We start from the raw sequence: 21809 nt of genomic DNA on the forward strand, positions 1-21809 counted from the left end.
GCTGGATGCAGCGGTCGGGATGCTGCGGGTCGGCGTAGCGGGTTCCGGGAGTCAGGGCGGGGCTGCGGGGCCCCGGCGTTGTGCCGGGGCCGGGCCGGCCCGGGGCGCGGGTGCGTGCGTCAGCGAGTGGGAGCGGCCGCCCTGCGGCGGCGCAGCGTGGCGAACACGACACCGGCGAAACCGGCGAGACCGGTGGCGCCGAGGGCCGCCGCGGTGGTGCCGCCCGGCAGCGCGGAGTCGCCCTCACCGGTCACCTCGTAACCCGCCGCGACACCGCCCTTGGGGATCACGGAGGTCTGAGCGGAGCCCTGCACGGATCCCTTCGCGGTCACGGAGGACTGCCCGGTGCCGCCTGCGGCCCCGCCGTCGGTTCCGCAGCCCTCGGGCAGGCGGGGGAAGGAGGTCACCGACGCCGGGTGACCGCCGCCCTCCATGTTCGTCAGCAACTGCGGCCGGTCGCTGTACGGCTGGAGGATCTCCGCCTGGAAGCCCGCGCTCGCGGGCAGCTTCGGCTGGTCCCGGTTCAGCGCCAGGCCCGGCAGCGGCTTGTCCTCACCGGAACCCCGGAACAGGACGGACGGTCCGGAGGGGCTCATCGTCATCAGCGCGGTGGTGCCCGCGCCGATGTTCTGCTGGATCGTCACCACGCACCGGACGGGCGTGACCGGTCCCTGCCCGCCGGAACCGTGGTCGGCGGCCGTGGCCGACGGGCTCGGGGAGGCGGGAGCGGGGGCTTGCGATCCGGGGGCGGAAGCCGACGGCGACGCCGGAGAGGGAGTGGCCGGGGCGGAGGCGGCCGGGGCCGAGGTCGCCGGGGTGGAAGCGGGCGCCGACGGGTCGGCCGTGACGGGAACGGTCGCCGGGGCGGAGGCGGTCGGCGCGGGGTCGCTGTCGGCGAACGCGGTTGCCGCGGAGGCGAGAACCGCACCGGTGAGCACGACTGAGCCGACGGCTCCACGCAGCACACGGCGACGGCGAGAGGACACGGAGGCACGCTCAAAAGTAGAGGAAACAGGCGTTATCAAGAGAGAGCTGCCCTTCTGGGTGGTGAGACGGCGAGAAGGTGGAGAAACCGACCGCATGCCCGCGTCCTCGGCCTCAAGGGCCGAACGGTACGGGCTGCGACGTTGTGCCTAAAGGTTATGGAACGCGGGTTAGCGGAATCATCGGTTCCCCGTCACAGCGCTGTCACAGGCCGCACGACGCCCGAAAGGGGCGGTCGGCCGGATGACCATCCGCGGCCGGCGGACGCCCCGCCGGCGCGTCCGTCGGCCGGCGGACGCCCCGCCGGCGCTCGGCCTCGGCCTCCCCGGGACGCGTCCCGTTTTCCTTTCGGGCGGCGGAGTGCGTCCCGAATTATTTCGGCGCGCCCCGAGCGCGGTTCGTCATTCACCATTCGCCCACCGTTCACCGGCGACGGCGCAACCATGAGGAAATGGCCCGGGTCTAATCGGTCGGACGACCGATGCGCACAGGGAGTGACGTCCCCGCAAGAGGCGCTGCGCAGCGAATTCCCTGGGGGCCCGCCGAGAATGGATCGCTCAACCCTGCGCGGCAGACCGCGACAGGCCGCGGCACTGCTCGCCGCGGCCATCACCGTCACCGTGTTCTGCGCGGCCGACGCCGTCGCCCGCAGCCATCCCTTCGGCCCGCGCACCCGCGCGGTCAACGACCTGGGCAACCAGTACGTGCCGTTCCACGCCCACCTGTGGGACCTGCTGCACGGCCGGTCCGACGGCGGCCTGCTCGTCAACTGGCAGTCCGGGTTCGGCTCCAGCTTCCTGCCCGACCTCGGGACGTATCTGAGCAGCCCCTTCGCCTTGCTCGTGGCCCTGTTCCCGAGGGACGAGATCGACCTCGCCGTCTATGCGGTCACCGTCCTGAAGACGGCGTGCGCCGGCGCCGCCATGGCCTGGCTGCTGCTCAGGCTGCGCTCCGGCCGCTGGTGGGCGGCGGGGCTGCTGGGCGCCGCCTACGCGCTGTGCGGCTGGTCGCTCACCGACGCCTCGTACAACCCGATGTGGCTCGACGGCCTCATCGCCCTGCCCCTGCTGTGCCTGGTCGGCGAATGGACGCTCGCCGGACGGCGCCGGCCGCTCGGCGTGCTGATCGTGGCACTCGCCTGGATCGCCAACTTCTACACCGCGTACATGGCCACCCTCGGCGCCGGCCTCGTCCTGCTGCTGCGGCTGTGGCTCTCCGGCCTGCCGCGCCGCCGGGCGCTGACGGCGGCCGGCCGGGCCGCGGTCACCGTCGCCCTGGGCGTCGGCCTGGCCGCACCGCTGGTCACGGTCGTCTACTTCGGCACCAAGCACGCCTACCCGGGCCGGGTCACGCACTTCGCGCCGGTCGCCACGCAGGACCTGCTGGCCCGGCTGCTGCCGGCGACCTACGGATTCGGCACCCCGGCGCTCTTCGTCGGCACCACCGCGCTGCTGCTGGCCCTCGCCCTGCCCTTCCACCGGGCGGCCCCCGTACGGGTGCGCGCCGGGTGGAGCCTGCTGGTGGCCGCCGTCACGCTGTCGGCGCAGTGGACGCCGACCCACCTGGCCTGGCACGCCTTCACCACACCCAACGGCAGCCCCTACCGCCAGACGTTCGTGCTGTGCGCGCTGCTGGTGATCGCGGCCTGGCACACGCTGTCCTACGGCGTGCCCGGCCGGCGCGCGGTGGCCGCGGCCACCGCGCTGCTCGCCCTCATCGCCGCCATCGCGAGCCGGAGCGGCCTGGTGCACTCCTACGTCTGGCCGGTGCTGCTCCTGGCCGTCGCCGGAGCGCTCGGGGGACTGCTCCTGCTGCGCCGCGCGGAAGCCGCCCGGCCCGCCGCGCCCACGGGCCCCGGCGCCGGGGGCGGTCCCGCCGCAGAGCAAGGGCCCGGCGCCGGGCGCGGCCGCCACGGCGAGCCGGGCGGGGACGGCCGCGCCGCCGAGGCGGGCGCCGCGGCCGGCGGTGCGGCCGCGCGCCGCCGCACCACGCTCGCCGGGCTCGCCGTCGCCCTCCTGGCCGGCGCCCAGCTCGGCGAGGCCACCGCCGCCTCCGCCGTGGCCACCCGGCTGCGGCTGAACCACATGGACGACTACGCGCCCTGGGGAAGCCGGCAGCAGCGTCAGGCGGAGGCCATATCCAGGGCCGACGGCTGGCCCGCCTACCGCACCGACCCCGGCCGGGAGCAGACCGTGGGCAACGACCCGATGATGGTGGGCGGCCAGGGCGCCCAGTACTACAGCAGCCTCACCGCGGACGTCTTCAGCCGTACCCTCACCGCCCTCGGCGACGGCTGGACCTCGCGCGGCCGGAACGTCCAGAGCCTGGACAACGCCGTCACCGACGCGATCTTCTCCGTGGGCGCCCGGGTGCACTCCCCGCCGGACCAGCACCAGAGGTGGAACCCCCGCGACCGCGGCCCGGTGACCGTGTCCCGGCAGGACGTACCGCCCCTGGTCACCGTCCGGCCGTCCGCCGCGCCCACCGCCCGCACCGGCGTCTCCGCCTTCGGGCCGTCGCCCTACCGCAACCAGGAACTGCTGCTGGGCACCCGCGTCTATACCGTGCCCCCGCTGACCGTGCGCACCGGCGACGGCGGGCAGCCCGACCGGGCGGCCGGCGACCGGGCGGGCGCGGTGATCGAGGCCCCCCGTACGAAGGCCGCCGCCGCGCACCGGCCGACGATCGCGGCCCGGTGCCCGGCCGGCAGCGAGGTCTACCTCTGGGCGCCGCGCTTCTCGGGCACCGCCCGCCTCACCGGCACCCCGGCCCGTCCGCTGACCGGCCGGTTCACCTCCGACACCACCAAGATCGCCGCCATGCAGCGGCTCGGCACGGCCCCGCCGTCCGGCCGGGTACGGATCGAGCTGTCGCCCACCCGGACCGGCACCGTCCCGGACGGCGCGGTCGGCTGCCTGGACACCGCGCGCCTGCGCACCGCCGTCCAGCGGCTCAAGACCACGGGCGCCGGCGAGGTGACCGTCTCCGACGGCACCGTCCGGGCCCTGCTCCCGGCCGGCAGCGAAGGCACCGCCGTGCTCGCCGTCCCCCGGATCGCCGGCTGGCGGTGTGCCGCGGGCGGGGCCCCGGCCGCGCCCGCCCAGACGTACTACGGGCTGATCGCCGTCCCCCTGGACGGCTCCGCGACCAGCGTCACCTGCACCTTCCGCCCGCCCGGCCTGCGGCTGGGCACGGCCGTCGGGGGCGTCTCGCTCCTGACCCTCGTCCTGCTCGGCACCGTCACCGCCGTCCGCGGACGGCGGGCCGCACACCGCCCCGCGCTCCGCACCGCCAGCGCCCCCTGACCGCGTCCCGGAGACAACCATGCTCATCTCGATCGTCGCCCCCTGCTACAACGAGGAAGACGTCATCGAACGCTTCCACACCGCCGTGCAGAAGGTCGCCGACGACCTGCTGCCGCTCGGCCACGACATGGAGTTCGTCTACGTCGACGACGGCAGCCGCGACCGGACGCTCACCCTCCTGGAACAGCTCGCCGACCGCGACCCGCGCGTCCGCTACGTCTCCTTCAGCCGCAACTTCGGCAAGGAGGCCGCCCTCCTGGCCGGTCTGCGCCAGGCCACCGGCGACTCGGTGGTGGTCATGGACGCCGACCTCCAGCACCCGCCGGAGCTGATAGGGCGCATGGTGGAACTGCGCGGCCAGGGCTACGACCAGGTCCTCGCCCGGCGCAGCCGGCGCGGCGACCGGCTCACCCGCACCCTCACGGCCCGCCTGTACTACCGGCTGGTCAACCGGCTCGTCGACGTCGAACTCGTCGACGGCGTGGGCGACTTCCGGCTGCTGTCGCGGCGCGTGGTGGACGCGGTGCTGGCCCTGACCGAGTACAACCGCTTCTCCAAGGGCCTGTTCGCGTGGGTCGGTTTCCCCAGCACCATATTCGAGTACGAGAACGCCTTACGTGAGCACGGCCGCAGTTCCTGGACCCTGAGGTCCCTGCTCAACTACGGGCTCGACGGGCTGCTGTCGTTCAACAACAGGCCGCTGCGCGCCGCCCTCCACCTCGGCATGGCCCTGGTGACGTGTGCCGGGCTCTACACGGCGTGGATCGTGGGCGCCGCGCTCGTCAACGGCGTGGAGACCCCCGGATATGTCACCATCGTCACCGCCGTCACCGCGCTCGCGGGGGTGCAGATGGTGATGCTGGGCGTCATCGGGGAGTACACCGGCCGGATCTACTACGAGGTCAAAGGACGCCCGCATTTCCTGGTGAAGGCGAGCAACGTGGAACGGACGAAAGACCTCATTCCCTGATGCGTACCGTCATGTCCCGTCCGATGCGGCGACAGATCGCGACCTTCGCCATGGTCGGCGTCGTCAACACCGGCACGTATTACGGTCTTTACCTGTTGCTTCTCATGCGTTTGCCCTATCTCCTCGCGCATGTTCTCGCGTTCCTGCTCAGCATGGCCGGGTCCTTCTTCCTGAACGCCCGCTTCACCTACCGGACCCGGCCGACCTGGCGGAAATTCCTGCTGTTCCCGCTGACGAACGCCGCCAATTTCGTGATCACCACGGCCGGTGTGTACGTGATCGTCGACGTGCTGCATGCCGGGAACCGGTTCGCCCCCCTGCTCGCCTCCGCGGCGGCGATCCCGGTGACCTTCGCGGTCTCCCGCTGGATCATGCTGTAGGGAAGCGGCGGCGGTGCTTCACAGCGCGGGGCCGGCGGCGGCCGGCATGTCATGAACTGCTCGGCTCCCTGCGGCACGGCGATCATGGGAACGCCGGCAAGGAGCCCTTCGCCGCAGCCGCCCATGCCGGCGTGGGTGACGAAGGCGTCGGCCTGTTGCAGGATCGCCCGCTGCGGGACCCAGGAGCGCACGACGACGTTGGGCGGGACGGCGCCGAGTTCCGCGGGGTCGGTGTACTTGCCGATCCGGAGCACGACGTGCCAGCCGAGCAGGTCGCCGAAGGCGGCGACGCACTGGCTAGAACGCGGGCCGGCTTGTACGCCGAGCCGAGCGAGATCAGCAGCACGTGGTCCGCGCCCGCCGGGCGGGTCCAGCCGTCCGTGTCCGCCCGGGTGTCGAAGCAGGGGCCGACGAAGGTCACCGTGTCGGTGTCGACCCGATCGGCGTGCGGCTGCATCGCCCGCGGGACCAGGGCGAGGGCCCGTGCGGGCGGCCCGGAGAAGACGTCCACGTCCGTGGTCGTCGCCCCGCACTCCGCGAGCCACCGCGCGAACCTGTCCCGGTACGCGTCGGCGCCCGGCAGCTTCCGCAGCCGCGCGGCGACCTCCTCCTGGTAGCCGTCCCAGCCGACGAACGTCGGGGACAGCTGCACGAGGGGACGGCCCTGCGCCTCGGCGAGGGCGCGTGCGGCGAGAGCGCCGATGTCGTAGAGGTAGAGGTCGGCCGGATCGTCGTCGTAGGCGGCGCGCAGTCGCGGGAGCGCCTGGACGGCGTCGTCGAGGAAGAGGCTCGCCGCAGCGATGGGATCGGCGGGCCAGTCGTTGTCCGCGACGGGCAACGTGGAGGCGCAGGGCACCAGCTCCGCGCCGGGGATGCGATCCGGTCGGCCACGATCGGGTCGTTGGCGTAGGTGACCCGGTGCCCGCGGGCCACCAGCTCACGGATGAGCGCGAGGCTGGGCAGGACATGGCTGACGATGGGGACGCCGGCCATCGCGATGCGGGCGCGGCGACGGGACATGGGCGATCACTCGTTTCTGGCGCGGGGCGGGTGCGGGCGGGGTGGCGAGGGCGCGGTATTAGGGCCGCTCGATCCGCGCGGCGGCCTCCTCCAGGTCGGCGACGGTCCCCGACATGATCGTCCGTAGGTGCTCGGTGATGTGCCGCAGGGGCCAGTCCCACCACGCCACGGTGAGGAGCCGGGCGACGTCCGCAGCGTCGTAGCGGGTGCGGATGAGCCGGGCGGGGTTGCCGCCGACGATGCCGTAGTCGGGGACGTTGCCGGTGACCACGGCGCCGGCGGCGACGATCGCGCCGTGACCGATCCGCACACCCGGCATGACCGTGGCGCCGTGCCCGAACCAGACGTCGTTGCCGACGACCGTGTCGCCCCGGCCGGGCAGGCCGGTGATCAGGTCGAAGTGCTCGGCCCAGGAGCCGCCCATGGTGGGGAACGGGAAGGTGGAAGGGCCGTCCATGCGGTGGTTGGCGCCGTTCATGATGAACCGCGTGCCCGTGCCCAGCGCGCAGTACTTGCCGATGACCAGCCGCTCGGGGCCGTAGTGGTAGAGAACGTTACGCGTCTCGAACGCGGTCGGGTCGTCCGGATCGTCGTAGTAGGTGAAGTCGCCGACCTCGATCAGCGGCGACTTCACCAGCGGCCTGAGCAGGACCACGCGCGGGTGCTCGGGCATCGGGTGGAGCACGGTGGGGTCGGCGGGAACGGGCGGCATCGGGGCGGCGGTTCCTCTCTGGCTGGCCTAGAGCGACAATCGCCGCGTTAAGATGCTGGCACAGCCCTGCCGCCTTACTCAACCGGATACCGATCACCGATGACAGACCCACTGGGCCCCGGGCCGGGCCGCCGCCCGGGCGGTCGCTCCGCCCGCGTCCGCGCCCAGGTGCTCGACGCGGTGCGCGCCGAACTCGCCGAGAACGGGCACGAAGGACTCACGATGGAGGGTGTCGCGACACGGGCCGGAGTGCACCGCGCCACGGTCTACCGGCGCTGGCGCGATGTCGGCGGCCTGCTCGTCGACGTCATCGACGCCGCCGGGGAGGCCGACTGGCGGCCGCCGGACACCGGCTCGCTGCGCGGCGATCTGACGGCCCTCAACCGGGAGATCCAGGAATCCCTGGTCGTGCGGCCGTCGTTCGCCCTCGCCCTGATGGCCGCCTCGTTCCACTCCGAACAGGCCGCGCGGGCCCAGACGCGGCTGTGGGCCGGCCGGTACGCCCAGTGCGAGATCCTCGTCGAGCGCGCCGTCGAGCGCGGTGAACTCCCCGCACGGCACACGGACGCGCGGAGCCTGCTGATCGCCGCCACGGCGCCGCTCTACCACCAGCTGGTGCTCCTGCGCACCGATCCCGACCCGCACCTTCCGGAACGGGCCGCGGCGGCGGCGGTCCTGGCGGCCGCCGCGGGCGCCTTCTCCGTCCGCCGGGAGGAGAGCGTGTAGTCGCGCCTCCGGCCGGCCTGCCCGAAAGCACGTCGCGCGCGGCACGGCCGGCTGTTCACCTGCGGCAGGCGCCTGACGTACACCGGCCAGGGCTCCGCGTGGCGGCGGGCCGGGCGGCGGGCCGCGGCGCTCAGCCGAGGTCGAAGGTGTTGGGCAGGCCGAGGCCGTAGCGGACCTCGTCCAGCCGCTGGAGGAGCGCGAGTTCGGGGGCGCGGAAGACCGTCCACACCCGGCACCGGCCGGCGGCCGAGCCGTCCGCGTCGAGCAGGGCGTTGACCGCGCGCCGGGCCGATTCGTTGGCGCCCTCCATGGTGGCCAGGTCCACGTCGGTGCGCACGTAGTCGCCGGCCAGGAAGAAGTTGGGGACGCGGGTGGCCGCCGAGGGCCGGCGGTGGAGGGTGCCGACCGGGTGGATCAGGAGCTGGTCGCGGTTGGCGGGCCCGGGGCCGCCGATCCCGGTCACCGCCGGGTCCATGAACCAGCTGTGCAGGTCGGCGTCGGACAGGACGGCCCGGCCGGTGTCGTTCAGCGCCGCCTTGAGCTGGGCCCAGGTCTCGGCGGCCACCTCCTCGCGGGTGCACTGCTTGGCCGTCTTCCCGTAGCGGATGCCGGGCAGGTTCCACTCCGAGACGCACACGGACAGGCAGTCCACGGCCCGTCCGTCGCCGTAAGCGGCGGCGAAGTCACGGCCGTCCCAGAACTGCGCCTGCGTGAGCCCGGTCAGCGACCACGGCGAGTCCGCGAAGACGGCGTGGCCGTGCCCGAGCCGCACCGGCCGGCGCAGATAGAACTGCACACCGACCATCCAGTCCGTCTCGATGGCGTCGCAGCGGCCAAGCTGCGGGTCGGCGGCGCGCAGCGCCGGTCCCCAGGTGGCGCGGGCGTGCTCGACCGGCAGCGCGGACAGGTAGTGGTCGGCGGTGACGGTACGGGCCGGGCCGCCGTCCGCGGGCGCGACCCGCACCCCGCTGACCCGCCCGTTCGCGTACAGCACCTCCTGGACGTCGGTGGCGAGTTCGAAGCGCACCCCGAGCGAGAGCAGATGGCGCTCCCAGGGGTCGATCCACGCCTCGTTGGTCGGCGCGTTCAGCACCCGGTCGGGCTGGCCGTCCACCCCTCGGCCGAGGACGCCGTTGAGCAGCCAGGCCTCGATGATCGTACGGGCGACCGTGCGGGTGCTGGCCTGCTCGGCCTTGGTGGCGACCAGGGCGCGGGTCAGGCCGACGCCGAGCAGCCGCTGGTAGTCGTAGCTCATCTGGCCGGCCCGGATGAAGTCCCACCAGGGTACGTTCTCCCACTGCTCCTCGCGGCGCCGGTCGCAGCTGGTGAGGTGGACCAGGACGCGGTCCACGAAGTACGCCGTCTCGTGCGCGGGAAGGTGCAGCGCGGAGTCCAGGGCTCCGGTCAGCAGCTTGCGCAGGGCGGCGGCGGTCAGCTCGTCCGCTCCGGGCGGGGCGGTGAGGGTGCGCAGCGGAAGGGCGAGGTCGGGGCGGCCCCCGGACCGGGCGACCAGGGCCTCGGTGGCGTCGCGGAGGTTGCCGTGGACGCCGTCGGGATTGCCGGGGAACGGGATGCGGCGCAGGGTGTCGGGGAGGTTGCGGTAGAAGCCGGGGAAGAAGCGGAAGCCGTGCTCGCCGGGCAGGGGGCGCCGGGCGCCGGCCGCGCTGCCGGGGACGTCCAGGCTGCGGGCCTTGCCGCCGAGGTGGGGGTAGTGTTCGTAGACGGTCACCCGGTAGCCGCGTTCGGCCAGTTCCTGGGCCGCGCTGAGCCCGGAGACCCCGCCGCCGAGGACGGCGACGGTCCGTCCGGCCGCGCCGCCCGCCGCCCGGACGGGTCCGCCCAGCGCGAGGGCGGCGGCCGTACCGCCGGCCGCGGAGAGCACCTGACGTCGCGTCCGTTCCCGTCCCATCAGCCGCCTTCCGTCCGGTCCCTCGGTTGCGGAAGCGTCATGCTAGGTCGGACCGGCCCGGAGGGGAGGCGGCGCACGGCACCCTCACACCGCGTTCGATCCCGATCGATCGATACGCGCCAGGGGCGGGCGGCGCGGGGCCCGCCTCTGTCGGACGGCTGGGACATCGCGGACGGCTTTCCGCGGAGTCATCGCCAACGCACCTATCGATCAGGCGTTCTATAGACTCCCCGGATGACCGGCGATCTTCTCCGTCTCACCGTTCTGGGGTCCGCGACGCCCTACGCGAGCGTGGACAACCCGTGCTCCGGCTATCTGGTGTCCGGCGGCTCCGCCCGGGTCTGGGTGGACGCGGGCAGCGGGACGCTGGCACAGCTGCAACGGCATGTCCGCCTCGATGAGGTGGACGCGATCTGGATCTCGCACCTGCACGCCGATCACAGCGCGGACCTGCTCACCGCCTATTACGCGGCGCTCTTCGCGGACATCCGGCTCGCGGCGCCCATCCCCCTGTACGGACCGCCGGGCATCGCCGACCGGCTGGCCCACTTCCTCACCAACACCTCGGCGCGCAGCCCGATCGAGTCCGCCTTCGCCGTGCATGAGCTCGAGGACGGGCATCGAGCGCGCGTCGGCGGGCTGACGTTGACCAGCCGGGCAGTGGCGCACGGCATCCCGGCCTTCGCCGTGCGGATCGAGACCGAGGGCCGGTCGCTGGTCTACTCCGGGGACACGGCACCGTGCGCGAACCTCACACGGCTGGCCGAGGGTTGCGACGCGCTGCTGTGCGAGGCCGAAAGCGCCCAGGCGCCGGCCCAGGGAGAACAGGTGCACCATACGCCCGAAGACGCCGGTGACACGGCCGGCGCGGCCCGGGCGGGCCGGTTGATCGTCACCCATGTCGGCCCTTCCCTCACCCCGGAGCAGGCGGTGGCACGCGCCTCGGCCCGGTTCGACGGTCCGGTCGACTATGCCGCACCCGGTGTCACCTTCTCGATCGGCTAGTACTCCCGCGAGGTCCCGTGTCCTGAGCTGGTCCCCGGCAGGGACGGCGGTCGCCCGGACCGCTTGGGCACGGTGGCCGGGTCGGCCGCGCCGGCCCGGGCGACGCGCTGCGGGCGCATGGCGCCGGACACCGGTGCCGGGGCGGGCTGTCGCCCCGGCACCGCGCCCGCCGCGTCAGTCCTCGTCGCGCAGCCGGGCCGCCAGCGAGGTCAGCGGCTCGGTCTCCGCCGTGTGGCCCAGGGCGGTGAGGCGGGAGACCGCCGCGTCGAGGCGGGCCAGGGCGGGGACGGGGCGCTCCAGGTAGATGCCCTCCACGGCACCGGCGAGACGGACGCACTCGGCCCACTCCTCGGCGCGGCCCCGCTCCGGTCCCGGCTCGCCGAGCAGGGCGAGCGCCTTCTCCAGGGCGGCCAGGGCGTCCTCGTACGCACCGGCGTAGGCGTTGACCCGCCCGTGTTCGTAGGCCAGGGCCGTGTCCAGGGAACGGCCGTGGGCCTGGTATCCGGCCGCTCGGGCCTCGTCGGCGACCCGTCCGGCGTCGGCGAGGAAGGTCAGGGCGTCGGCGAGGCCGTCCGGGCCCTGCCGCTGGGCCTGGAGGCGCGCGAGTTCGCGCAGGCAGTTGCTGAGCCGCTCGTAGCGCGGGGCCCGGGCGTGGGCGGAGAGTGCCTGGTCCGCTGCCTGGCGGGCCCGGCCGAACTCGCCGGACTCGCCGAGGAGTACGGCGGTCTCCGCGGCGATCATGGCGTGGCTGCCCGGGTCGTCGTCCCAGCCGGCCGACTCGGCAGCGAGGGCGGCGAACTCCGCCGTGGCGGCCTTGAGGTCCTCCCCCGCGTGCAGCGCTCGGGCGCGGGTCAGACGCAGCTGGGCGACGAGCCGGTCGTCGAGCCGCGCGGCGGCGACGTCCGGTTCGGACAGCAGGGAGTCCAGCAGCGCGATGCAGTCCTCGACGCGGCCCAGGTCCAGGCTGAGCTGGGCCGCGTTGCCGTAGGCGCAGAACGCGTCCGTCCGGCTGCCGTGGCGGAGGTCCAGCTCCGCACTGCGGGTCAGGTGCCGCAGCGCCTCGTCGGGGCGGCCCAGGTGCATGCAGGTCTCGGCCAGATCACCGTGGAGGCGGGCGGTGCCGACCGTGTCGGCGGGCCAGTCGGCGGCCAGCCGCAGCCCTTCGGTCAGGTCCGCGTGCGCGGCCCGCGCGTCCTGGAGGCCGAGGTGGAGTCGGCCGCGCAGTCCGAGCGTGCGGGGCAGGTGCCAGGCGGGGCCGTGCTCCTTCAGCCGGTCCAGGAGGGCGTCGGTCTCGGTGACCGCGGCGGGCAGGTCGCCGGCGAGGGCGTACGTGCCGGCCCGCAGCAGCCGGGCACCGGAGATCTGCCCGACGATGTCGTGCCGGGTGGCGAACGCCTGCAGCAGGTCCACCTCGGCGAGGACGGGCGCGACGTGCTCCTCGCTCCCCGACGTCTGGAGGCGCAGGCCGAGCGCGGTCGCCCGCAGCCGCAGCAGGCGGGCCTCCTGGTACGGAGTGAGGCCGGGCGTCTCCTCGTGCAGGCGGACCAGGGACGCGTGGGCGGCGGTCAGCGCGGCGGCCCGCGCCTCGGTTCCGCCGGTGCCCCGCGCGGGCACCTGGGCGGCGGCGACCAGGGCGCCGGCGCGGGCGATAGCGGCGTGCGCCGGCTTTCCGGCGTCGTCGTACAGGCCCGCGGCCTCCTCGTAGAGGTCCGCGGCGGCGGCGAACTCGTCCTTCTCGCCGGCCCGGCCCGCCTCGTCGGCCAGGAGGTCCGCGCGCAGCTGTCCGAGCGGGCCCACGGCCGGGTCGTCGGGGTGGCTGTAGTCGCGGGCGGTCACGAGCGTGCGCAACCGGGCCCAGCACGCCGGTGCGTCCGGATGCCCCTGTTCGTCCAGTGCGCGGGCCCGGCGGAGGAGTTCGGGGAGCGGCTCGGGGACGTCCGGGGCGGTACGGGCGGCGGGCGCGGCAGCGGGGGCGGCCGGGGCCGCGTCGTCGAGGGTGCGGGTGCGCAGGGTCAGTTCCAGCGCGTCCAGGAGCGGGGCCTGGTCGAGACGGGCCCTGCGGCGGTCGGCGTGGGCCGTGGTGCCGTTGCGGGCGTCGAAGCGGGCGGCGAGGTCGTCGGCGCGGCCCCGCACCTCGGCGCGCAGGCCGGCCACCGTCCAGGTGCGGCCGGCGTAGCCGGCGGCGGGCAGTTCGCCATGGCCGAGGAGCTCGACGCGCTGGAGGAGGACCTCCACGCCGGTGAGGAAGCCGAGCAGGTCCAGCGGCGAGTCGACCTCGTCGAACAGGCTGCGGTTCTCGGCGAGCAGTTCCAGACCGCGTGCCTCGTTGCCGGTGAGCGCGCAGAACTCCAGGTGCCGGCCGACCTCCCTGGACATCGAGGGGTTGCGGCGGCAGCCGCGGTAGCCGGCGAGGTGCAGTTCGCGGGCCCGGTCGGTGCGGCCGGTGCGCAGCAGGGGCAGCAGCGCGTGGGAGACGGAGCGGGCCGGTTCCTCCTGGCAGGATTCCTTTCCGGCCAGGACGGGCTCCCACACGCGCAGGGCCCGCTCGTCGTCGCCCGCCGCGAGGTGGTACAGGGCGCGCTCGCAGATCTCGCACGCCTCGCAGTCGCTGAGCCTGGTGCGGGTGCGGCCCGCCCACAGCTCGTAGGCGAGGTCGGTGTCCTCGCCGACGTGGGCGGCGAGCAGGTAGGCCTGCCCGTAGTAGGGCTGGAGGCCGAGGCCGGCCTTCTCGTACCGGTCGCGCATCTCCGTCAGCCACTGGCGCAGGCCGGCCAGCGGTATCTCGGGCAGCGCGCGCAGGGCGCCGGCCACCCACTTGAACCGCCAGAACAGCGTGTGGCGCAGGCGCTCGTCGAAGGCGTCGGGCCGCTCGTCGAAGAGAGTGAGCAGGCGGGCGAAGACGACGGGCGACTTCCGGGGTTCGGCACCGTAGGTGTACGCCTCCTGGAGTTCGAAGAGCGCGTGGATCAGCGGTACGGGGTCGGCGAACGACTCGGCCGCGTCGACGAGTTCCTCGGCGGTGACGGTGCGCGCGCGACCGTAAGGGCGCCGGTCGTTCTCCTGGAGCGCCTGGTACAGCTCGTCGGTCGTCTGGGGTGCGGTCGGCATCGTCAGCTGTCCTTGTGGAGGGCGTGGGCGAGAAGGTCGAGGAAGGAGCGGTTGATGAGGCTTGATTCGGCGGGCCTGAGGGGGCGCCGGGACAGCAGCGCGGCCTGCCCGTAGAGGGCTTCGGCGCTGGTGCGGGCCAGTTCGGGCTCGTCGATGGCGACGGCGGTGCGGACCAGCGGGTTGAGCTGGTTGAGGATCAGCTGGGCCCGCGGTGCCTCCTGGCGCAGGGCGCCGAGGATGTCGCCCCACAGGCCGCCTTGCTGCTCACGGGCGAGCTGGGAGCGGGTGCGCTCGTGCCGGGCCTCGCGGCTGTCGATGAGGAGGGCGGGGGCGGAGGCGGGCTGGAAGGTGCGCAGCGCGACGTCGCAGTCGAAGACGGCGAGGGCGTCGCGGGCCAGGGCGAGGTAGGCCGCGGCGGCCAGTTCCGTCTCCCGGTCGACGGGGTCGAGGTGGGCGGTGAGGGTCGCCGGGTCGAGGTCGGCGACGACGGCCTCGGGCCGGATCTCCGGCAGCCGGTGGACCAGTTCGCGGTCGTAGGTGTAGCCGCCGTTGACGACGCCGAGCCCGGCGGCCGAGGCGATCGCCGCGACCTGCCGGAACTCCTCCACGCTGGACGTCACGAGCAGGGTGCGGTGGGTGCGCGCGAACTCGTCGAGGGTGGTGTGCCCGTCGGTGGTCTCGAACGGCAGCCAGGGCAGCAGCATCCGCAGGATCTCGTCGTCGTGCACCGCGAGCGACTTCACGGCCAGGTGGTGGGTCTGCAGGAAGCGGGCGAGCAGGTCCGGGTCGTTGGCGGCGGTCCGGGCGATCCACGCGCGCAGCCGGTCGGCGAGGGCGTCGCGGACGGCGGCGAGCGTGTCGTCCTCGTACAGGGACTCGCGGGACGCCGTCGGGCGCAGGTGCTCGGCGTCGACGACGCAGCGGACGAAGAACGCCCATGCGGGCAGGAGCTCCTCGGCCTGCTCGGACAGCAGCATGCCTTTGACGTGCACACGGTGGCCATGGCGGCGCCCGGCCGGCACCGTCTCGGGCAGCACGCAGGCGATGCCCTTCAGGCCCACGGCGGGCAGGTCCAGCTCGATGGTGTCCAGCGGCGTGAACCCGAAGACCTCCTCGCCGTAGGCGGCCAGCGCGCGGGAGCGGGCTCCCGGCGTGGGGTACGTACGCGCCCAGGGCGCGGGCTCGGGGTTGACGGGCGCCCCCGGGCCGCCCGGACCACCCGGGCCGCCCGTGCCGTCGTCGAAGGTCACCGGGTGGCGCAGCAGGGAGCCGAAGTGCCGGGCCAGCGCGTGCACCTGGGCCGGACGGGTCCACTCGCCCGCGTCGGCCCGTGGCGTCAGCGTGACGGTGGTGCCGGGCCGGGGGCGTGCGGAGGAGGGCAGGGTGCGGACGGTGTAGCTGCCGTCGCCGCGTCCCCGCCACTCCACGGCGGGGGCGTCGGGGGTGCGGGCGGAGCGGCTCAGGACGTGGATCTCGTCCGCGACCAGGAAGCAGGAGAGCAGGCCGATGCCGAACTGGCCGATGAAGTCCCCGCCTCGCTCGGCGATGTTCCCCCAGCCCGGGATGGGCTCGTCCGGGGAGGCCCCCACGGCGCGCTTGCTGCTGCGGCCGATCGTGGCGAGGAAGGTGTGCACGTCGGCCTCGGTGAGACCGACGCCGTCGTCCTCGACGCGCACCACCGAGCCGTCGGCGTACAGGCGGATTCCCAAGGCGCCGGCGGGGGCGGCCGGGTCGAGGCCGTGCCGGGCGGTCAGTGCGTCGACCGCGTTCTGCATCAGTTCGCGCAGGTAGACGCGGGGGCTGGAGTAGAGGTGGTGGGAGAGGAGGTCGACGAGGCCGCGCAGATCCACCTGGAAGGTGCGGTCGGCGCCGGCCTGGCTCGCGGCGGTGTCGGGCAGAGTCATCGGGCAGTCCGGGGTGGGAGGGGCGGGGGGGGGACGGGCGGTGGCTGGACCGGGAGCGACGTGCGCTCAGGCGCGGCGGTGGCGGCGGGCGAACTGCTGCTCGGGCTCCGCGAAGTAGGTCCAGGGCCAGCCGGTGTAGGCGCCGTCGAGTGCCTGGAAGACGCGCCGGACCGTGTGGCGCTCACCGGCCAGCGACAGGGCCATGGCGAACATGTTGAAGTCGTGCTGCCAGCCCGGGCGGCGCACGTAGGCGGGGTGGAGGACGCTGTGGTCGGCGGCCGCCCGCAGCTCGGCCCGGATGTCGTCGGTTTGGAGGCAGTCCCCATGGTCCGACTCGACCCAGTCCTCGATGTGCGCCATGGCGATCACGCATCCGAGGCGGTGCCCCCGCGGGGCGCGGGCGAACGCGTCGCGGGCGAATGCCAGGGCCTGGCCTGACTCGCCGCCCCAGCGGGGCTGCAACTGCGACACCCACTCGACGTGGGTCTCCAGGTCCAGCGGGTCGCGGCGCAGGGCGGCCTCGAGCCGGGTCTCGTTGACGGCGGGGCCCAGCGACATGCCGCGCCCGGAGGTGAGGAGGCGGCGCCACGGCGTGACCCACTCCGGCCGCAGCTCGGCGGCCTGGAGCAGATGCTCCTCGGCGATGTGGAGCCGCTCGTGGAAGATTCGCCACTGGTCCTGCGTGACGTTCACGGCACGCTCGGCGGTGCGCGCCTCCCAGCCCCAGCTGACGTGGCGCGCCCCGGATATCAGCAGGGCCGTCGCCCGGTGCTCCTTGTCCTCCTCGACGGCCCGGCCGATCCAGTCCTGCACACCGTCCAGGTCGGCGAGCTCACCGAGGACGTGGTGGTCGCGGCCGAGATCGAAGGGGGCCAGTGCCGCCTTGACCGCCGTCCAGTCACCCGCGTCGGCCGCCTCCACCAGCGCGAGCACCCGCGCGTCCCCGAGCGCGCGCAGCGTGTACGTCCCGTTCTTCTGTCTGCGCGGGACGGGAAGGGCATGCGGATCCGCCACCGGTCTCCCCGCACCCTTGCCGAACAGCTTGCCGAACATGTCGCGCCCTCCCCTGGTCCCGCTTGATCGTTCGGTGCAGCATAAGGGGCCTCGCCGACACCACTTCCACAAAGTTTCCATCAGGGCTTTACAGGCCGGTGCCGACTCCTCCTCCCGTCCCTCCCCTCCCTCCCGGTTCGTCGGCTTCGGCAGCCGGGAGGGTGGCGCCGGCGGCCCCGGCCCACCCGGCTTACCGGTTGTGGGCGGCCTGACGGTAGGGCCTCACCTCAGGTGCCGGGCGAGGAACTGGCGTCCCCCGCGAACCGCGGGACGCCGGTGTGCCCGCCCGGATTGGCGTGCGGTGTCTTCTCCTTGGAGCCGAAGGCGTCGAACAGGTCCAGGCCGCCTGCCGGCCGTTCCCTTCGTCGTCACCGCAACAGGACGTGCAGCGCAATGGTGACCCGCCGGGCCTCGTCGACCATGGCGCGGGGCACGTAACTCCCGGCGAACAGAACGGCGGCCGAGTACGCGGATCGACCGCCGCCAGCCGGATCCCGATGGAGATCACTCCCCCCGGGTAACCGACCGGACCGCCGATCCCGGGCAGCGCCAGGAGGGCGTCCAGGGCGGTCCGACATTCCGGGACCGCCTTGTCGACCAGCGGGAGGACAAGCCGGTCCACGGTCGTCTCCCCGTCGACCGGCTCGCCGGCCTCAAGTGCCCGGCGCAGGTCGGCGCGGGCCCGCTCGACGGCGGCCCAACGAGGCCGGTCACCGCTTCCGGGGAGCTCGACGGTGGCCGTGGCGAAGCCCTCCGCGAAGTGCCGGGCCCGGGCCACCAGCCGGGGGTACATCTTGCGCAGTCCGCCGGGGTGGCCGAGCAGGACCAGCGGCGCCGGTACGGACGCGAACGCGGGCGTCCATCAGCGGTCGGCCAGAAGGACCCCGAAGCTCAGCGCACCCCCCGCTTCCTCGCGAATGGAGGTCACTTCCCCGTCGACGCCCTCCACCAGCTCAAGGGTGAGACTCTTCGTCAGCGACCGGTCCCGCTCGTCGAGGTCCGCGAACCCGCGAGCCTGGGAGAGATCGTCGGTGAACCGAGGCAGCCCCACCTCGGCGCCGGTCCTTTCGAAGCCCCTGGCTCCGGCCGCTACCACCACCCGCCCCCGGACCGGCCTTCTGCAGCCCGCGGATTCAGGGTCCCGGATGATGGTCAGCCGGACCACGACGGTGCCGTCGTCCATTCCCCACGGCACCGTCCACTCCTGGACGCCGAGGAGTTCCATACCCGTCACGTTGGCGTCCTGCGCTGCGATCACCGATCGGCAGCCTTCCAGCATCCCCCTCAGATACTTCAGCGTTTCGTGCCGCCAACTCATGAGACCCCCCGGCTCAGCCTTGACAGGCTCCGCGAACGAACGACTCGGGCCAGTATCCGGCAGGCGATCGGGTGGGTCCAGGGTCTGCCGCGGTGCGGGCCGACCGCGTCGCGAGTGGCGCGGGACGCGGTCGTGACGCTGTTCGGCGGGCGGCGCGACGGCGAACCGGGCGCCGCGCCCCGGCGGCCGGTGGGGGCCCCTGCGAGGCCGGTCCGGCCGGTCGCCGCGGTCCCCACGTCTCTGGGTAGGGTAGGCGGGCTCCGGAGTACCGGAGGCGATCTGATATGGCGTATGGGGTGGGGAATGCCCAAGCACCGATTGTCCAGGAAGAACCGTTACATCGCCGTGGCCGCGACGGGTGTCGTCGTGGTGGCCGGCGCCGGGATCGCGGCGCAGACCTCGATGGCCGCCCCGGCGTGGCCGGCGCAGAAGACCTACACGGGCCGGGCGTTCGACGCCTGCACGGCGCCCTCGCTCACCGCGATGAAGGCGTGGAAGAAGGACGCCTACTACGGCGGCGTCGCGGTCTACGTCGGTGGCAAGAACCGCGGCTGCGCCCAGCCCAACCTGACCAAGTCCTGGGTGAAGTCGGTCAGCACGCTCGGCTGGCGGGTCATCCCCCTGTACGTCGGCGCCCAGCCGCCCTGCCAGAAGAGCAGGAACAAGGAGAGGTTCACCGCGGCCACCGCGGCCTCGGTCGGGGTGAGCAACGCCAACGACGCGATCGCCAAGGCCTCGGCGCTCGGCATGAAGGCCGGCAGCCCCATCTACCTCAACATGGAGTCGTACGACATCACCGACAAGGCGTGCAACAACGCCACCCTCACCTACGTGCGGTCCTTCACCAAGACCCTGCGCGCCAAGACCTACCGCGCCGGCCTGTACGGCTTCAGCAGCTCCAGTGCCAAGGCGATCGCCACCGCCAAGGACCGCACCAACCTGCCGGGCAACCTCTGGTACGCCCTGTGGAACGGCCAGGAGACCACCACCAGGGACTGGCCCTGGGACCCGAAGCTGTACACCAACCACAGCCGCGGCCACCAGTACAAGGCCAACAGCAAGGAGACCCGCGGCGGTCACACCATCACCGTCGACCGCAACGCCTGGGACGCCCCGGTCGCCATCATCGGCTGACCGGCGGTCTTGAGGCACCGCGGGGGCGGCTGGACCCGGAAAAGGCCGGGGAGCGGTCCCGGCGGGGGGTGCCGCCCGCGCCGACGTATCCGCAGGGTGGGGGCGGCGGCGCCGGTACGGTGACCGCGAGGTGCCGGCGGGTCGCCGCCGGCGCCGTTCCGACTGTGCGAGGGGGCTGTCGGGGCGCTGATCGCAGTACGCCGGCGTCACGGCCGTCGAACGGGACGGATCGACGGCCGCCGCCTCTCCCACTCGCCGGGCACAGACAACCCCTGGCACCCGGCCGCGGAGGCCCGCGCACCCCTCTCTCGGGCGCCTCCGCGTGGTCCGGGGCCGGGCCCGGCTCCCGCGCCGACCTGCACGGCACCCACCTGGACGGCCCCCGGCCCACGAAGGAGGCGTTCCTGCACGCCGTCTTCTACCGGGCCCGGCCGCGCGCGCACGCGGCCGGGCACTGCACTCCACGCACGCCGCCGCGGTCTCCTGCCTGGCCGACGTGAATCCGGCCGACATCCTCCCCCGCTCACCGCTTACTACGCCATGCGCGTCGGCACCCTGCCCCTCCTCCCCTGTCACGCCCCGGCGACAGCGCCCTGGAACCGCTGGTTCCCTGCCACGAGGACAACGGCCTGCTCCGCGCCTGCTGCGCACCCCCGGCAAGGGCCATGTCCTCGTCGTCGACGGAGGCGGTTCCCTGCGCACCGCTCTCGTCGGCGACCTCATCGGGGGCGCGGCCCAGGACAACGGCTGGGCCGGTCTCGTCCTGCACGGCGCCGTCCGCGACCGCGCGGCGCTCGCGGAACTCCGGCTCGGTATCAAGGCGCTGGGCACGATCCCCCGCAAGAGCGCGAAGAACGGCACCGGAGCCGTCGACGTCCCCATCACCTTCGGCGGCGTCACCTTCCGCCCCGCGACATCCTGCACGCCGCCGACGACGGCATCGTCCTCCTCCCCGAGGCACGGTGAGCTGACCGGCGATCCCGCGCACCTTCGGGCGGCCGTTCGCGGTGGCCGCGGTCCGCTACGGGCGGTGGACCGCCTTCGGGCCCGCGGCGATCCGCTCCGTCCCGGAGCTCTCGCCGTCCTCCGACAGCGCGGTGACCGCCGCCGGGACGCCGGCAAGACCCGGACGGGGCTGCCCTCCGGTGTCGCCGGTCTGATCACGTACGTAATCGTCCGCGATCTGTCGGGTTCGGTGGGATCACTTCTCATCGCAGTCTGATGCGGGCGGCGACCGGCAGATGGTCGCTGCCGGTGGCGGGCAGGGTGCGGATGTGGGTGACCGTCGCTGAGCGGGCCATGACCTGGTCGATCCGGGCCAGCGGAAGGGTGGCGGGGAAGCTGAAGGCGAAGCCCCGCCGCGCCACGTTCATCCGTGAGGTCAGCGGGGCCAGTCCGCGGTCGTGGACCGTGCCGTTGAGGTCGCCCAGCAAGATCACGGTTTTCAGCTGCTCGGCGGCGAGGGCCCTGCCCAGCAGGCCGGCACTCTGGTCCCGCCAGGAGGAAGCGAACCCGCTCGCCCGGATGCGGACCGAGGGCAGGTGCGCGACGTACGCCGCGATCTCGCCGTGCGGCGTGTGGACCACGGTCCGCAGTCCGCGCCTCCAGGGCCCCGCGATTCCCTGCGGCTTGATGTCCAGCGGCCGGACACCGGTGAGCGGGTACCTCGACCACAGTCCGACGGTGCCCCCGACCGCGTGGTACGGGTAGTCGGGGGCGAGCGTCTTGTCGTAGACCGGCAGCGCCGCCGGCACCAGCTCCTGCACCGCGACGACATCGGGCCCGGCGGCGGCCAGGGCGCGGGCCGTGCCCTCCGGGTCGGTGTTCTCGTCGCTGACGTTGTGCTGCACCACGAGCAGGTCGTGCGGGCCGGGCTTCGGCGCGGGCAGGAGCAGCCCGCCGAAGAGGTACGTCCAGGCCGCCACCGGCAGGAGCAGGGCCACCAGGGCGGTGGTCGAACGGCGCAGCAGGGCCGGACCGAGCAGTGCCGGGACCACCAGGCCAAGCCACGGCAGAAACGTTTCCAGCAGACTGCCGAGGCGGCCCGGAGAGCCGGGCACCGCCTGGTGGAACGCCAGCAGCCCGGCCGTCAGCACGGCGAGCGCGGCGGGCACCCGCCCCCGCGTCCGGATCCACCGGCCTCCGGCGTCCCCCTCCCCGCCCCCGCCCGGAGCCCGCTGCCCGGCCCGGCGTCGCGCCCGCCGGGGCGCCGCTGCCTCTCCCGTCGGCGTCACGCCGCTGTCCGCCCGGTCCACCTGGTCCCCATCCGCTCGGCTCGTCG

General features: G+C 73.9%; 14 protein-coding genes and 3 pseudogenes. 7 read left to right on the forward strand and 10 right to left on the reverse strand.

Going from position 1 to position 21809, the window contains the following annotated elements:
* Window positions 1–119: 119 nt before the first annotated feature.
* On the reverse strand, window positions 120–647 hold the full coding sequence (locus AB0L74_RS28545; RefSeq protein WP_365658419.1) for a hypothetical protein: 528 nt from the start codon (window positions 645–647) through the stop codon (window positions 120–122).
* Window positions 648–1532: 885 nt separating this feature from the next.
* Between AB0L74_RS28545 and AB0L74_RS28550 the strand changes: the two genes are divergently transcribed.
* The 3 genes from AB0L74_RS28550 to AB0L74_RS28560 are packed head-to-tail and all read left to right on the forward strand — an operon-like array spanning window position 1533 to window position 5639.
* Window positions 1533–4289, forward strand: coding sequence for a YfhO family protein (locus AB0L74_RS28550; protein ID WP_365658422.1), 2757 nt, complete (start codon window positions 1533–1535; stop codon window positions 4287–4289).
* A 19-nt stretch (window positions 4290–4308) separates the two neighbouring features.
* Window positions 4309–5259, forward strand: coding sequence for a glycosyltransferase family 2 protein (locus tag AB0L74_RS28555; RefSeq protein WP_365658425.1), 951 nt, complete (start codon window positions 4309–4311; stop codon window positions 5257–5259).
* Window positions 5259–5639, forward strand: a complete 381-nt coding sequence (locus AB0L74_RS28560; protein ID WP_365658428.1) for a GtrA family protein — start codon at window positions 5259–5261, stop codon at window positions 5637–5639. The genes AB0L74_RS28555 and AB0L74_RS28560 overlap by 1 nt, the downstream gene beginning before the upstream one ends.
* Before the next feature lie 50 nt (window positions 5640–5689).
* Here AB0L74_RS28560 and AB0L74_RS28565 read toward each other — a convergent pair.
* Window positions 5690–6659: pseudogene (locus AB0L74_RS28565) on the reverse strand (macrolide family glycosyltransferase); the annotation flags it as partial.
* Between the two features lie 58 nt (window positions 6660–6717).
* Window positions 6718–7371 carry a CatB-related O-acetyltransferase gene (locus tag AB0L74_RS28570; protein ID WP_365658431.1) on the reverse strand — a complete coding sequence of 218 codons (654 nt, stop codon included), beginning with the start codon at window positions 7369–7371 and terminating at the stop codon, window positions 6718–6720.
* A 99-nt stretch (window positions 7372–7470) separates the two neighbouring features.
* On the opposite strand from AB0L74_RS28570, the gene AB0L74_RS28575 reads away from it, so the two are divergent.
* On the forward strand, window positions 7471–8097 hold the full coding sequence (locus AB0L74_RS28575; protein ID WP_365658434.1) for a TetR/AcrR family transcriptional regulator: 627 nt from the start codon (window positions 7471–7473) through the stop codon (window positions 8095–8097).
* A gap of 130 nt (window positions 8098–8227) precedes the next feature.
* Here AB0L74_RS28575 and AB0L74_RS28580 read toward each other — a convergent pair whose 3' ends face one another.
* A complete protein-coding gene (locus AB0L74_RS28580) occupies window positions 8228–10006 on the reverse strand; it encodes an FAD-dependent oxidoreductase (protein ID WP_365658437.1) in 1779 nt (592 codons plus the stop codon).
* A gap of 234 nt (window positions 10007–10240) precedes the next feature.
* On the opposite strand from AB0L74_RS28580, the gene AB0L74_RS28585 reads away from it, so the two are divergent.
* On the forward strand, window positions 10241–11011 hold the full coding sequence (locus tag AB0L74_RS28585; protein ID WP_365658439.1) for an MBL fold metallo-hydrolase: 771 nt from the start codon (window positions 10241–10243) through the stop codon (window positions 11009–11011).
* A 174-nt stretch (window positions 11012–11185) separates the two neighbouring features.
* Here the strand turns inward: AB0L74_RS28585 and AB0L74_RS28590 are convergent, their stop codons facing one another.
* From AB0L74_RS28590 to AB0L74_RS28610, 5 genes and pseudogenes are all read right to left on the reverse strand, one after another.
* Window positions 11186–14119, reverse strand: a complete 2934-nt coding sequence (locus AB0L74_RS28590; RefSeq protein WP_365658442.1) for a hypothetical protein — start codon at window positions 14117–14119, stop codon at window positions 11186–11188.
* A 2-nt stretch (window positions 14120–14121) separates the two neighbouring features.
* Window positions 14122–16023, reverse strand: coding sequence for an HSP90 family protein (locus AB0L74_RS28595; protein WP_365658445.1), 1902 nt, complete (start codon window positions 16021–16023; stop codon window positions 14122–14124).
* A gap of 66 nt (window positions 16024–16089) precedes the next feature.
* Window positions 16090–17076, reverse strand: a complete 987-nt coding sequence (locus AB0L74_RS28600; RefSeq protein WP_365658448.1) for a hypothetical protein — start codon at window positions 17074–17076, stop codon at window positions 16090–16092.
* Between the two features lie 222 nt (window positions 17077–17298).
* A pseudogene (locus AB0L74_RS28605) lies at window positions 17299–17938 on the reverse strand (alpha/beta hydrolase); the annotation flags it as partial.
* Window positions 17939–18334 (reverse strand): hypothetical protein, encoded by a 396-nt coding sequence (locus AB0L74_RS28610; protein ID WP_365658451.1) that lies wholly within the window; start codon window positions 18332–18334, stop codon window positions 17939–17941.
* 363 nt (window positions 18335–18697) lie between these two features.
* Here AB0L74_RS28610 and AB0L74_RS28615 point away from each other — a divergent pair, with 363 nt between their 5' ends.
* Both AB0L74_RS28615 and AB0L74_RS28620 read left to right on the forward strand, forming a co-directional pair.
* Window positions 18698–19528, forward strand: coding sequence for a glycoside hydrolase domain-containing protein (locus tag AB0L74_RS28615; protein ID WP_365658454.1), 831 nt, complete (start codon window positions 18698–18700; stop codon window positions 19526–19528).
* Between the two features lie 496 nt (window positions 19529–20024).
* A pseudogene (locus AB0L74_RS28620) lies at window positions 20025–20378 on the forward strand (hypothetical protein); the annotation flags it as partial.
* Window positions 20379–20736: 358 nt separating this feature from the next.
* On the opposite strand, the gene AB0L74_RS28625 reads toward AB0L74_RS28620, so the two are convergent.
* Complete coding sequence (locus AB0L74_RS28625) at window positions 20737–21660, reverse strand: endonuclease/exonuclease/phosphatase family protein (protein ID WP_365658569.1); 924 nt, start codon at window positions 21658–21660, stop codon at window positions 20737–20739.
* Window positions 21661–21809: the final 149 nt, after the last annotated feature.

Source organism: Streptomyces sp. NPDC052020 (genome assembly GCF_040680575.1).
GTDB lineage: Bacteria > Actinomycetota > Actinomycetes > Streptomycetales > Streptomycetaceae > Streptomyces.